The organism is Microbulbifer agarilyticus (assembly GCF_019800665.1).
In the GTDB taxonomy this organism is placed as follows: Bacteria; Pseudomonadota; Gammaproteobacteria; order Pseudomonadales; family Cellvibrionaceae; genus Microbulbifer; species Microbulbifer agarilyticus_C.
Genome location: NZ_JAHVKO010000001.1, coordinates 520497 through 534632, shown reverse-complemented (window position 1 = coordinate 534632; position 14136 = coordinate 520497). Strand labels below are relative to the sequence as shown.

The 14136-nt window shown below is 57.0% G+C and carries 11 protein-coding genes; 2 read left to right on the top strand and 9 right to left on the bottom strand.

Going from position 1 to position 14136, the window contains the following annotated elements:
- Window positions 1–38 precede the first annotated feature (38 nt).
- The 9 genes from nqrM to KUV22_RS02145 form a co-directional block, all read right to left on the bottom strand.
- A complete protein-coding gene (gene nqrM, locus KUV22_RS02185; protein WP_222228000.1) occupies window positions 39–299 on the bottom strand; it encodes a (Na+)-NQR maturation NqrM in 261 nt (86 codons plus the stop codon).
- Between the two features lie 2 nt (window positions 300–301).
- Complete coding sequence (locus tag KUV22_RS02180; protein WP_261319069.1) at window positions 302–1219, bottom strand: FAD:protein FMN transferase; 918 nt, start codon at window positions 1217–1219, stop codon at window positions 302–304.
- A gap of 132 nt (window positions 1220–1351) precedes the next feature.
- Window positions 1352–2578 (bottom strand): NADH:ubiquinone reductase (Na(+)-transporting) subunit F, encoded by a 1227-nt coding sequence (gene nqrF, locus KUV22_RS02175; RefSeq protein ID WP_222227996.1) that lies wholly within the window; start codon window positions 2576–2578, stop codon window positions 1352–1354.
- Between the two features lie 18 nt (window positions 2579–2596).
- Window positions 2597–3205, bottom strand: a complete 609-nt coding sequence (gene nqrE, locus KUV22_RS02170; protein ID WP_077403098.1) for an NADH:ubiquinone reductase (Na(+)-transporting) subunit E — start codon at window positions 3203–3205, stop codon at window positions 2597–2599.
- Between the two features lie 3 nt (window positions 3206–3208).
- A complete protein-coding gene (locus tag KUV22_RS02165) occupies window positions 3209–3883 on the bottom strand; it encodes an NADH:ubiquinone reductase (Na(+)-transporting) subunit D (RefSeq protein WP_077403095.1) in 675 nt (224 codons plus the stop codon).
- Window positions 3884–3885: 2 nt separating this feature from the next.
- Window positions 3886–4668 (bottom strand): Na(+)-translocating NADH-quinone reductase subunit C, encoded by a 783-nt coding sequence (locus KUV22_RS02160; RefSeq protein WP_222227994.1) that lies wholly within the window; start codon window positions 4666–4668, stop codon window positions 3886–3888.
- Complete coding sequence (locus tag KUV22_RS02155; RefSeq protein ID WP_222227992.1) at window positions 4661–5872, bottom strand: NADH:ubiquinone reductase (Na(+)-transporting) subunit B; 1212 nt, start codon at window positions 5870–5872, stop codon at window positions 4661–4663. The genes KUV22_RS02160 and KUV22_RS02155 overlap by 8 nt, the downstream gene beginning before the upstream one ends.
- A 3-nt stretch (window positions 5873–5875) precedes the next feature.
- Complete coding sequence (locus KUV22_RS02150; RefSeq protein WP_222227991.1) at window positions 5876–7216, bottom strand: Na(+)-translocating NADH-quinone reductase subunit A; 1341 nt, start codon at window positions 7214–7216, stop codon at window positions 5876–5878.
- 504 nt (window positions 7217–7720) lie between these two features.
- Window positions 7721–9184 (bottom strand): glyceraldehyde-3-phosphate dehydrogenase, encoded by a 1464-nt coding sequence (locus tag KUV22_RS02145; RefSeq protein ID WP_222228755.1) that lies wholly within the window; start codon window positions 9182–9184, stop codon window positions 7721–7723.
- Between the two features lie 350 nt (window positions 9185–9534).
- On the opposite strand from KUV22_RS02145, the gene mfd reads away from it, so the two are divergent.
- Together mfd and KUV22_RS02135 are read left to right on the top strand one after the other, a co-directional pair.
- Window positions 9535–13044, top strand: coding sequence for a transcription-repair coupling factor (gene mfd / locus KUV22_RS02140; RefSeq protein WP_222227989.1), 3510 nt, complete (start codon window positions 9535–9537; stop codon window positions 13042–13044).
- A gap of 145 nt (window positions 13045–13189) precedes the next feature.
- On the top strand, window positions 13190–14119 hold the full coding sequence (locus KUV22_RS02135) for a CsiV family protein (protein WP_222227987.1): 930 nt from the start codon (window positions 13190–13192) through the stop codon (window positions 14117–14119).
- Window positions 14120–14136: the final 17 nt, after the last annotated feature.

Sequence of the window (14136 nt, the reverse complement as noted above, 5' to 3'; positions counted from 1 at the left end):
GTAGCCCCCTTCTCCACCCGATTACGCGTCAGGTCGCCTTACTTCTGATCGCTCTTGCTCGCGGCGTCATAAGCAAGGTCTGCAGCAGCGGTCTTGTTCAGCGCGGCCTGGCGCTGACGCTCCTGCTCTTTTTCACACTCGTCGTCATCACCACCGCAGATATCGCAGTTTTCTTTCATGCCGATATTGTTCAAACCACCACAGGAACCTTTGAGTGGTTTGTTTTGTACGATGGCACCCAGTGCCATACCGGTAATAACCAAAGCCACAACGACGAACGCGAGAATATAAATAGTCACGGTTACCTCTCCTGACTCTCAAGATAGGGCGCGAACGCACTGCTGGCGCGTTCTTCAAACCCAGAATCTGTTTTTACCAACAAAAAAACCGCTAGTTGCAGCTCTTCCGCCAATTTTAACGCAGCCTCCGCACCCATCACATTGAGTGCCGTGGCGTAGCCGTCGGCCAGTGCGCTGGTATCCGCAATGACGGTTACCGAGGCCAAATGATGCTCGACCGGGCGTCCAGTGCGCGGATCCAGCGTGTGCGAATAGCGCTTGCCGTCCCGCTCGTAGTAATTGCGGTAGTCTCCGGAAGTCGCAATACCCTTGCCGCTTACCGCGATGGGCTTCTGCACTACCTGACCGGCCGATGGCCGTTCGATACCGATACGCCAGGTATTTCCTGCCGGGTTAACACCGGCGGTACGCAATTCGCCACCCACTTCCACAAGAAAGTTGTGGACACCCTTTTGGACCAGCAGATCGGCCACGCGATCCACGCCGTGTCCTTTGGCAATGGCTGACAGGTCAATCTGTACCGGGCGGCTTCTGGTCAGTACCTGACCGTCCAGTAGCAAAGCATCAGAGCCTATTTTCTCACGCAATGCATCAATTTGCTCGGCTTCGGGCACTGCCTCTGGTTCTGGGCTCGGCCCAAACCCCCACAAATTGACCAGCGGTCCAACCGTGACGTCGAAGGCACCACCGCTATTGCGGTAGATTTCCAGGGCGTCGCGAATCACCAGGGCCAGGTTCTTCGACAGCGCAATTGGCTCTGCCACAGGCCCGCCGTTCACCCGCATCAGTTCGGAATCGGGAATGTACGTGGACATTTCCTGATTCACTGCGACGAGTTCTGCATCCACTGCCGACTGCAATTCTGCCTGGCTCACCCCCGCTGGCACATCCACCACAGTGATGTTGTAGAAAGTGCCCATGGTGGGGCCAGAAAGTTTCCAGACCGTTTTCTCCTCTGTACAGCCCGCAAGCGCAAGGAGCACAAACAAAAACAGGGCCGAAAACATCGGCCCTGTTTTTGTGGAGGTGTTGTTCCATCCAATCATGCTGGATCAACCACCGAAGTCGTCGAGCAGGATGTTTTCATCCTCTACGCCCAAATCTTTCAGCATGTTGATTACCGCCGCGTTCATCATGGGCGGCCCACACATGTAGTACTCACAGTCTTCCGGAGCCGGGTGGTCCTTCAGATAGTTTTCATACACTACGTTGTGGATGAAGCCTGTGTAGCCTTCCCAGTTGTCTTCCGGCTGCGGATCAGACAGAGCGATATGCCATTTGAAGTTATCGAACTCTTCCTGCAAACCGTTGTAGTCGTCCTCGTAGAACATCTCGCGCAGGGAACGCGCACCGTACCAGAAGCTGATCTTGCGGCTGGAGTGCAGACGCTTCAGCTGGTCGAAGATGTGCGAACGCATCGGCGCCATACCGGCACCACCACCGATGAAGACCATTTCGTTGTCGGTTTCTTTGGCGAAGAACTCACCGAAAGGACCGTACACACGCATCTTGTCACCTGGCTTCAGGTTGAAGACGTAGGAAGACATCTGGCCCGGCGGAATACCTTCGGTACGCGGCGGCGGGGTTGCGATACGGATGTTGAACTTAACAACGCCCTTCTCTTCCGGGTAGTTCGCCATGGAGTAGGCGCGAACCACTGGCTCGGTAACCTTGGACTCCAGGTTAAAGAAGCCGAAGTGCTCCCAGTCACCGCGGTACTCTTCCTCGATATCGAAATCGGAGAATTTCACGTGATGGGGCGGCGCTTCCAGCTGTACGTAACCACCCGCACGGAAGTCGACGTTCTCGCCTTCCGGCAGCTTCAGGGTCAGCTCTTTAATGAAAGTTGCCACGTTCGGATTGGATTCCACAGTGCATTCCCACTGCTTCACACCAAACACTTCTTCCGGCACTTCAATTTTCATGTCCTGCTTAACTGCAACCTGACAGGAAAGGCGCTTGCCTTCCTTCGCTTCACGCGGGGTGAAGTGTGCAGCTTCGGTTGGCAGCATGTCGCCGCCACCTTCGTTCACAGTACAAACGCACTGTGCACAGGAGCCACCGCCACCACAGGCGGAGGCCAGGAACAGGTTGTTGGCTGCAAGGGTCTGCAGCAACTTACCACCGGCAGGAACGGTGAGAGTTTTCTCACCGTTTACCAGGATGTTGACGTCACCGGTGTTCACCAGACGTGAGCGGGCAACCAGGATGATGGCTACCAGCGCGATCACGATGACGGTGAACATGCCAACGCCGAAATAAATATCCGTTAATTCCATGTTATTCAACCTCCCCGCTTAGATGTCGATGCCGCCGAAGGACATGAAGCCCAGCGACATGAGACCAACGGTAATGAAGGTGATACCCAGGCCTTTCAGGCCGTCCGGTACGTCGCTGTACTTCATGCGCTCGCGGATACCCGCCAGAGCTGCAATCGCCAGCGCCCAACCCAGACCAGCACCGAAGCCGTAGGCAACACTTTCACCAAAATTGTATTCGCGCTCCACCATGAACAGAGACGCACCCATGATGGCGCAGTTCACGGTAATCAGCGGCAGGAATACACCCAGGGCGTTGTACAGCGCCGGTACATACTTATCCAGGAACATTTCCAGGATCTGAACCAGAGCTGCGATTACGCCGATGTAAGACAGCAGACCGAGGAAGCTCAGGTCTACATTCGGATAGCCAGCCCAGGCCAGCGCACCGTCTTTCAGCAGGTAGGTGTAAATCAGGTTATTCACCGGAACGGTGATGGTCAGTACTACGATTACCGCAACACCGAGACCAATCGCCGCTTCAACCTTCTTGGATACCGCGAGGAAGGTACACATCCCCAGGAAGAAGGCCAACGCCATGTTTTCTACGAAAACGGCGCGGATGATGAGAGAAATAAAATGTTCCATCGATCAGGCCTCCTGTTGCGCCAGAGGCATTTTGGAATTCGGCGCAATCTTGAACTCATCCTCTTCTACCTGCTCCGGCTTCCAGGCACGGATCGCCCAGATAAACAGGCCAATCAGGAAGAAGGCACTCGGCGGCAGCAGCAGCATGCCATTCGGTACGTACCAGCCACCGTTGTTCACGGTTTGCAGGATCTCAACACCGAACAGTTTGCCCGCGCCAAAGAGTTCACGGATGAATGCCAGACCAATCAGAATCACGCTGTAACCCAGACCGTTACCAACACCGTCGAAGAAGCTGTCCTTCGGACCGTGCTTCATGGCGAAGGCTTCGGCGCGGCCCATTACGATACAGTTGGTGATAATCAGACCAACGAATACCGAGAGCTGCTTGGAGATATCGTAGGCGTACGCCTTCAATACCTGGTCAACCAGAATTACCAGAGAGGCAATCACGGTCATCTGCACGATGATCCGGATGCTGTTCGGGATCTGCTTACGGATCAGTGACACGGCGGTGTTGGAGAAGGCCACAACGGTGGTCAACGCAACACACATTACCAGGGTCACTTGCAGCGAGCTGGTTACCGCCAATGCGGAACAGATACCAAGGATCTGCAGCGTAATGGGGTTATTTTTGAAAATCGGGTCCAGCAGAGTGTCTTTCAACTTGGTGCTCATGCTTATGCCTCCCCTGCTTTCAGGTGTTTCAGGAAGGGACCGAAACCGTCATTGCCAAGCCAGAACTTGACCAGGTTGTCGACGCCTTTGCTGGTCAGAGTTGCACCAGACAGGCCGTCCACTTGGTGGATAGCCTGCGGGCTGTTCTGATCAACACTGCCTTTGATTACGGAAATATCTACGCCGCCATCGGCGTCGTACACTTCCTTACCTTCCCACTGAGACTTCCAGCGCGGGTTGTCTACTTCACCACCCAGTCCAGGAGTTTCTTTGTGCTCGTAGAAGCCCAGACCAGCAACGGTGTTGAGGTCTTTCTCCAGAGCCAGGAAGCCGTAGAGCTGACCCCAAAGGCCATAACCACGAACCGGCAGGATGATGCGTTCCATCTCGCCATTCTCCTCCACCAGATACACCTCTTTGATGTTCTCGCGGCGGATAATTTTGGCGATGTCCTGATCGGCCGGCAGTTTTTCACTGGCGCTCGGGACTTTCGCTGCAGCACGACCACTGCCACCGGCCGGAGCCTCGTCAGTGAACTTGCCGGTACGCAGGTCTACGTACTTGATGGTTACGTTGCCGAAGGCTTCTTCGATCGCCTTGCGGCTGGTCTGATCAGGAGTGATCAGGCCACCAGCCAGCAACACGTTCTTTTTCATATCCAGCTCGGCATTGGCCTTCTGCGTGGGCTTGAGCATTACTGCCGCGGTGGAAACCACCACGGAGCAGACAATACACAGTACCAGCGCGACCAGCAGAGTACCTTTTACAGAATCTTTATTAGCCACGTGCCAACCTCCGCTTGATATGGGACTGCACAACGAAGTGGTCAAACAGCGGTGCGAACAGGTTCGCGAACAGAATGGCCAGCATGATGCCTTCTGGGAACGCCGGATTCACAACACGAATCAGAACAGTCATCACACCGATCAGAATGCCGTACCACCAGCGACCAACATTGGTCATGGCTGCAGATACAGGGTCGGTGGTCATGAACATCAGACCAAACGCGAAACCACCAACAACCAGGTGCCAGTACCAAGGCACATTGAAGAAGGCATTGGTCTCGGAGCCAATCATGTTGAACATGAGGGACGTGGCCATCATGCCCAGCAGAGTACCGGCAACGATACGCCAGCTGGCAATGCGCATGCTCAGCAGGATGGCGCCGGCAATAAAGATGACGAAGGTGGAGGTTTCACCAATGGAACCGTGCATGTTGCCGAAGAAGGCATCCCACCAGGTCAGAGGGCCAGCAGCAGCGTTGATCACGCCGTTCTGCACGCCTTCGCTCGCCAGTACAGACAGCGCGGTTGCGCCGGTGTAGCCGTCTACGGCGGTCCACACAGTGTCACCGGACATGGAGGCCGGGTAAGCGAAGTACAGGAATGCACGACCACTCAGTGCGGGGTTGAGGAAGTTTTTACCGGTACCACCGAATACTTCCTTACCAATTACCACACCGAAGCTGATGCCCATGGCCACCATCCACAGAGGCAGGTCTGGCGGACAGGTCAGGGCAAACAGGATAGAAGTAACAAAGAAACCTTCGTTTACTTCGTGGCCACGTACTGCAGCGAACAGCACTTCCCAGATACCACCAACGATGAAGGTCGTCAGGTAGATCGGCAGGAAGTACATGGCACCGTAGACAAAGTTGTCCCAGATGCTTGCCGCGTTGTAGCTGGTCAGTGCGCCAATAATGGCGTGGCGCCAGCCTTCGAACTCAGTCGCACCGCTGTTGGCGATGATGGTATTGGCCTGGTAGCCGATATTCCACATACCAAAGAAAGCGGCCAGCATGGCGCAGGCCCAAACGGTGATCATGATGCGCTTCAGGTCAATACCGTCGCGCACGTGCGCGGTGGTCTTGGTACGGTCGGCCGGCTGGAACAAACCAGTATCGATGGCCTCGTACAGCGCGTAGAACTTTTCATACTTACCGCCCTTATGGAAGTGCGGCTCGATGGAGTCTAAAAATTTACGCAACATGTCTTAGCCCTCCTTCTCAATACGGGTCAGGTTGTCCCGCAGGATGGGGCCAAACTCATACTTGCCCGGGCACACGAAGGTACACAGGGCCAGATCTTCTTCGTCCAGTTCCAGGGCGCCCAGCTGCTGAGCTACCTGGGTATCACCCACGATCAGCGCACGCAGGAGCTGAGTCGGCAGGACGTTCAGCGGCATAACACGCTCGTAAACACCGATCGGCACCATGGCACGCTCGGAGCCGTTGGCACTGGTGGTGAAGTTGAACAGTTTGTTCTTCAGGAAGTTGCTGACGTAGATCGGCAGCACAGAGAAGCGGTTCGCACCAGGCGTGAAGTAGTGCAGCATCGGGCGCTCACGGCCCTCTTCCAGCACGCTCACCTGGTTGTGGTAGCGACCCAGGTAACCCAGCGCTCCGTTGGCGGTGCGACCACCGAATACGGAACCGGAGATTACGCGGTTGTCAGCACCTTCGGTTTCACCGGCGACCAGCGCTGTCAGATCGGCGCCCAGACGGGTGCGCAGAAGACGCGGCTTGGTTACACGCGGGCCACCCAGGGCAACAACACGGTCGGTGAACAGCTTGCCGGTTTCGAACAGCTTGCCTACCGCGATCACGTCCTGATAACCGATGGTCCAAACCTGGCGACCGGGCTTAACCGGGTGCAGGAAGTGGATGTGGGTACCAGACAGACCAGCGGGGTGCGGGCCAGCAAAGGCTTCGCGCTGAACAGTGGCAACGCTCGGTACCGGAATATCGGCGTCCGGAGCGGTACAGACGAAGGTCTTGTCTGCCAGCTTGGACAGGATTTCAACACCCTGTGCAAACGCTTCACGCTGCTCGGCAATCACCACAACCGGGTCGGCTGCCAGCGGATTGGTATCCATCGCATTGATGAAGAGCGCAGAAGGCTCGGCGTCCAGCGCCGGCACTTTGCTGTACGGGCGGGTACGCAGTGCGGTCCACAGACCGGACTCGACCAGGTTCTCGCGAACCTGCTCTGCAGTCAGGCTGCCCAGCTGGTCAGCGCTGTAGCTCGCAAATTGCTCAGCTTCGTCGCCTTCTACTTCAATCACTACGGATTGCAGTACACGACGAACGCCACGGTTAACCGCTACTACGCGGCCCGCAGCCGGAGCGGTATAGCGTACACCGTCCGTCTTTTTGTCAGTGAACAGCAATTGTCCGAGTTTGACGCTATCCCCTTCCGCAACTGCCATGGTGGGCTTCATCCCGTTGTAATCGGGACCAACCACCGCAACAGTCTTGGCTGCAGGGCCATCGTGGATGACCTGCTCGGGCGCGCCGGATATGGGTAAATCCAATCCCCGACGGATCTTTCTCATACGCCTGTGCCTAAGTTCTAAGTTGGTAGATTTAGTAGGTTTTAAAATTTTCTGGGCCTTTTGAGCCCGGAGTAAGAAGAAACCTTTGCGCGGGGGCTTAGGCCAAATTGAGCCGACACAAGCCTCGAGGTGAACTCTGTAAAGAGTAGCTACTAATCAGCAGCCTTAAGCCCGACGGGCAACGCCGGCCGGCACCACAGGTAATATGAAGAAATGACTCAGAGTCCGGGAGCAACGCACTGCTATTGCCTTGGCAACCCGCAGTCTATGCGTTGATTTCCCGGCACACGGCAGCCCCGCAAAATCGCGCGCATTATAAGGATCGTACAGGGGGTTTACCAGAGCAGATGGGGTCAAATCGGCCCCAGATGAGGAAATTTTTGCTGAAAAAACAAAGACTTTAGTTGGAGGCGCCACCGCCGGCCATTGCAACCGGGGTGGCGCGGGATCAATCTGGTCAACCAGTGATCACGCAGATCAATCCCTCTGACTAGAGCGTCGAGATCAGTCCTTCTTTGGGAACAGCTCGTAACGCACGCCAGCCATATCCTCCAGACAGCGCACTACCTGACAGCTGTAGCCGAACTCGTTGTCGTACCAGCAGTAGAGCACCGCATTGTCGTCTTCGACAATGGTGGCGGTAGAGTCAAACACACAGGCGCGACGGGAGCCGACAAAATCGCTGGAAACCACTTCCGGCGAGTTGGTGAAGTCGATCTGCTGACGCAGCGGCGAGTGCAGCGCCACATCGCGCAGGTACTCGTTCAACTCGTCCTTGGTGGTCTCCTTGCCCAGACGCAGGTTCAGGATCGCCATGGACACGTTCGGGGTCGGAACGCGGATCGCGTTACCGGTCAGCTTGCCCTTCAACTCCGGCAGCGCCTTGGATACCGCCTTGGCAGCACCAGTCTCGGTCAACACCATGTTGAGGGCGGCAGAGCGGCCACGGCGCTCACCCTTGTGGTAGTTGTCGATCAGGTTCTGGTCGTTGGTGTAGGCGTGTACGGTTTCTACGTGACCGTGCTCAACACCGAACTTGTCCATCATCGCCTTCAGTACCGGCACGATGGCGTTGGTGGTACAGGAGGCCGCAGAAAGGATCTTATCTTCCGGCTTGATGTCGTCGTTGTTGATGCCGTAAACGATGTTCTTCAGGTCGCCCTTGCCCGGCGCAGTCAGCAGTACCTTGGAGGCACCCTTGCACTCCAGGTGCTGGGACAGGCCCGCTTCGTCACGCCACACGCCGGTGCTGTCGACGATCAGGGCGTTATTGATGCCGTGCTCGGTGTAATCCACCTCTTCCGGGGAGTTCGCGTAGATGACCTTTACTTCGTTGCCGTTGCAGATCAGCGTGCTGGTCTCTTCGTCTACACGAATGGTGCCGTTGAAAGCGCCGTGTACGGAATCGCGACGCAACAGGGAGGCGCGCTTGACCAGGTCGTTATCCGCCTTGCCTTTACGCAGTACGATTGCACGCAGGCGCAGCACATCGCCACTGCCCGCTTTTTCGATCAGCAGGCGCGCTACCAGACGGCCAATACGGCCGAAACCGTAGATCACCACATCCTGGGACTCAGGCAGCGGCTTACCGGCACCAGAGGCGTCGGAAAGCTCTTCGCGCACGAAGTCTTCAATAGACAGGCCGCGCTCGTCGCGCATGTATTTGTTGGTGAGGGTACCCAGGTCGATATGCACCGGGCCCAGGTCGAGTTTGCAGATCGCCTCGAGAACTGGATAGGTCTCAAACTCAGACAGCTCGTTTTCCTCAACCTGACGCACAAAACGATGCGCCTTCATAATGGTGAGAACGGAGCGGTTCACCAGGTTCTTGCCGTACATATAAATGCCGACATTACTTTCCCGGTTGAGCTTGCCAATCATCGGAATCATGGATTCCGCCAGCGCTTCACGCGCTTTCCAGTCCTTGAAAAAGTCAGCGGGCTTCGGTCGCTTCTGAGTCACAGTCAGACACCTCTGCAAAGGGTAAATTTGGGTCTCGCCCTGGCCGGAGTACAAGCTGCGTAATTTGGGCCACGTGAATGTTAAGAATGGCTCAAAATCCTGCCTCCAACCGGAAGGCGGGCGAATTATGTGTATTCAAATCTGGCCGCGCAACCGAGCAAAAAATGGCCTAAAAACTGTAGTTAAACTACATTCCGGAAACGGAAAAAACGGCTTTTTTCTCGGCATAACCACCCTGCCCGAACGCCCCTACCACAAACCCCAAAAACACCGACCTGCAAGCTCGGCGGTTCACCGCTACAATACGTGCCCTCCAAGGCCGAGACCGGTCAGAAAGCACGGAATTATAAGGAAAGATGAGTCAGCTCCCCCCTTTGTCCCCGCCCGCATTTCGCAGCCAGAATGACCGCCAATTCTGGGGGCAGCTACACGGCGCCAGCGCAGCCCTCGCCATTCTGAAGGCCGCTCAGTCGAGCTCAGCGCCAACCCTGCTGATCGCCCGCAACAGCCAGGACGCACATCAACTTGAGGTGCAGCTGAAATTTTTTAACAAGCCGCGGCGAGATGGGGCAGACGGCGACACCAATCAGGCGGGCGATCAGACGGTCGATGCCGCGCTGGAAATTTTCCAGTTCCCGGACTGGGAAATCCTGCCCTACGACACCTTCTCTCCCCACCAGGACATCATCTCAGATCGCCTGGCCACCCTATACCGATTGCCTCAGATGGGCAGCGGCATCGTGATTGTGCCGGTAAGCACGCTACTGCACCGTTTAGCACCCAAGGATTATGTCGCGGGCAACGCCCTGGTATTGAAGGAAGGACAGAAGTTCGACCTGAACGCTCAACGCAAACTGCTCGAGCAAGCCGGATACCACTGTGTTGATACGGTATATGAACACGGTGAATTCGCCGTACGCGGCTCGCTGATGGACATCTTCCCAATGGGCAGCAACCTGCCCTACCGCATCGATCTGTTTGACGACGAAATCGAATCCCTGCGCACCTTCGATCCGGAAGACCAGCGTACCGTGGACAAGGTCGACCAAATCGATCTGCTGCCGGCGCGTGAATTCCCCATGCACAAGCTGGCGCTGGCGAAGTTTCTCGAGCGCTGGCACGGGCAGTTTGATTGTGATCCGGGCCCGGTATCCATCTACCAAGACATCAGTGCCGGCATCGCTCCCGCCGGGATCGAATACTACTTGCCGCTGTTTTTTGATGAGTGCGCAAGCCTGTTTGACTACCTGCCCGAGCGCAGCCAGGTGTTTATCCAGGGCGACCTCAAGCAGCCGGTGGAATCCTTCTGGCGGGAAGCAGAAAACCGCTACGAGAGCCGCCGCGGCGACCTGACCCGCCCGATTCTGGAACCAGGCCAGGTACTGCTCAATGTGGACGAGTTCTACGGAGCCCTGAAGCACCTGCCGCGCGCCTTCTTCTCCAACGAATCGCTCCCGGAGGCGGAAGGCAATTACAACTTCGCTACCGGCACCCCACCAAGCCTGCCGGTAGATGGCAAATCCGAACAGCCGTTGAAAGCGCTCGAAGCCTACTTAATGGAGTACAAAGGCCGCGTGCTGTTTTGTGCAGAAAGCGGGGGCCGACGCGAGGCACTGCTGGAACTGCTCAGTGGCATTCGCCTGAAACCGAAGACGCTCGATTGCTGGCAGGACTTTGTTGACGGTGACGATCAAATTGCAATTACCGTCTCCCCTATCGACCAGGGCCTGATTCTCGAAGACCCGCAGCTCAACCTGATCGCAGAACCACAACTGTTTGGCGACCGGGTACTGCAGCAACGCAGACGCCGTAAGGCAAAAGAGGAAGCGGACAACGCGGTTAAAAACCTGGCGGAACTGCGTATCGATGCACCGGTCGTGCATATCGATCACGGGGTCGGCCGCTATAAAGGCCTGCAGAGCCTCGATATCGACAGCCAGCCCGCAGAATTTCTTACCCTGGAATATGGTGACGGCGCCAAGCTGTATGTACCGGTGGCCAGCCTGCACCTGATCAGTCGCTACTCCGGCGCCGACGAAGAACTGGCCCCACTGCACAAGCTGGGCAGCGAAAGCTGGCAAAAAGCCAAGCGCAAGGCCGCGGAAAAAGTCCGCGATGCGGCGGCAGAACTACTCGACATCTATGCACGGCGCGAGGCACGCATCGGCCATGCATTTGGCGACCCGGGACTCGCGTATCGCGAATTCACCGCTGGCTTCCCGTTTGAGGAGACCCCGGACCAGCAACTCGCCATTGAAGCCGTGGTGGGAGACATGCTCTCCGACAAGCCGATGGACCGACTGGTGTGTGGCGATGTGGGCTTTGGTAAAACCGAAGTGGCCATGCGTGCAGCTTTCGTGGCCGCGCACGGCGGCAAACAGGTTGCCATGCTGGTACCCACCACCCTGCTGGCACAACAGCACTTCCAGTCGCTACAGGACCGCTTCGCCGACTGGCCTATTTCTATCGAGGTAATTTCCCGCTTCCGCAGCAATAAAGAAGTGGAAGCCATTAAACAGCGTGTCGCCGAAGGCAAAGTCGATATTCTCGTTGGCACCCACAAGCTGCTGCAAAGCGATCTCAAGTTTAAAAACCTGGGGCTGCTGATCATCGATGAGGAACACCGCTTCGGGGTGCGCCAGAAAGAAAAACTCAAGAGCCTGCGCTCTGAGGTAGACATCCTCAACCTTACCGCAACCCCGATTCCTCGGACATTGAATATGGCCATGGCGGGCATTCGCGACCTGTCTGTGATCGCCACACCGCCGGCTCGCCGCCTCTCGGTAAAAACCTTTGTGCGCGAGCGCGACGATGCGCTGATTAAAGAAGCGATTCTGCGGGAGATTCTGCGCGGCGGTCAGGTGTACTTCCTGCACAACGAAGTGAAGAGTATCGAGCGTATCGCCCGGGAACTTCAGGAACTGGTACCCGAGGCCCGCATCGGCATTGGCCACGGCCAGATGCGCGAGCGTGAGCTCGAGCAGGTGATGAGTGATTTCTACCACAAGCGCTTCAATGTGCTGGTGTGTACCACCATCATCGAGACCGGCATCGACATCCCCAGTGCCAACACCATCCTGATTGAGCGCGCCGACAAGTTTGGCCTGGCACAGCTACACCAACTGCGTGGCCGTGTGGGCCGCTCCCACCACCAGGCCTACGCCTATCTGTTGACCCCGAATAAGCGGGCAATGACCGGCGATGCAGTGAAACGGCTCGAAGCGATCAGCGAAGCCCAGGACCTGGGAGCGGGCTTTACTCTCGCCACCCACGACCTGGAGATCCGCGGTGCCGGGGAACTGCTGGGCGAAGAGCAAAGCGGACAGATCCAGAGCGTTGGCTTCAACCTGTATATGGAAATGCTGGACCATGCGGTCAAGGCCATTCGCGAGGGGCGCACGCCGAATATCGACGAGCCGCTGGAATCCCCCGCGGTCGACGTCAACCTGCGCGTACCGGCACTGATTCCGGAGGACTACCTGCCGGACGTACACAGCCGCCTGATCATGTACAAACGCATCGCCAATGCGGAAGACAAAAACGCCCTGAAAGAACTGCAGGTAGAAATGATCGACCGGTTCGGCTTGTTCCCGGAGCCGCTGAAGCATCTGTTCCGCATCACCGAGATCAAACTCAACGCCAACCAGATGGGTATCCGCAAGCTGGAAGCCTCTGCGAGCCGCGGACGCATTGAGTTTGCCGACAACGCGAAGGTGGACCCGCTGACACTGGTGAAACTGGTGCAGAGCCGCCCGACCACCTTCCAGCTGCAGGGGGCAAACCACCTCAACTTCGCGCTCGACGAAAGTGGCCCGGAGCAGCGCCTGCAGCAGGTCAACGACGTACTGCAACAGCTGTCGCAATAGCGGCAGATGACGCAGATCCGGGCCGCAAAGGGTGCTAAGATGGCCGAAATATCCGCCAGCCAAACGCAATGTTCAGGATTGCTGGGCTGGCGGGCCGGCACCCAAGCCGCCAAAGAATGCAGCTAAGACCAACGCGGTATATATAATGACCAGATTTTTCAACCGGGTCACTAAGGGCCCCAACAAGCCGTTCCAGCGACTGGCGAACTCTACCCTCCTCGCCCTCAGCGCCGCGTTTTGTGTGGCGGAGGCCCAGGCGGCCGGATACGCAGGCACGCAGTTTGAAATCGAAATGGTCGTCTTCTCCCGCGAGGAAGGCATGCAGACCTCCCGCGAGACCTGGCCGGCCACCCCCGAACTCGCTTATGACAAGCACTGGGTCGACTTCAACTCGCCGTCCGCCAACGACCCGCTGTTGCCGGCACTGGAGCCGGCCGCCAACCAGCTGAACAACAAGGTGGCCAGCCTTAACCGCAATCCGCGCTACACCGTGCTGTTCCACAAGACCTGGCGACAGGTTCTGCAAACTGAGCGCAATGCGCCTGCGGTCCTGATTAACGGCGGCACCCCAAGCGATGAACATCATCAGCTAGAAGGCAGCGTTACCATTAGCGTTTCGCGCTACCTGCACCTGAGTACCGACCTCTGGTTCAGCGAATGGGCGCAGCAACCGCAGCTCCAACCGACCGGCTGGAATATGGAGCCACAGCAAGCGGATTCCACGAGCGCCCAAGGTATTGCCGTTCCGACTCAGCCCCGCGCGCCCTTGCTACCGGTAGCAGAAAGCGAGCCGCTCGGCCTGGGGGCGTCGGCCGAACCTGCCACCAGTTCCTTTAACAGCAGCAATTCTTTCAGCACCAGCGCAGACTTTGCCTCATTTGGTGACGAAGAAAACACGCCGGCATTGCCCGTGGAAAAAATCGCGGAGCGAGTTGCTGTACTTCAGGAAGAACGCAGACTGCGCAGCGGCGAGCTGCACTATATTGACCACCCCAAATTGGGCGTGCTCATCGAAGTGCGCACCGTAGAGCAGACAGAGGATGAAGAGCAGGACCCCCTGCTTCAGTCTGAATAATCGCAATCGACGCGAGG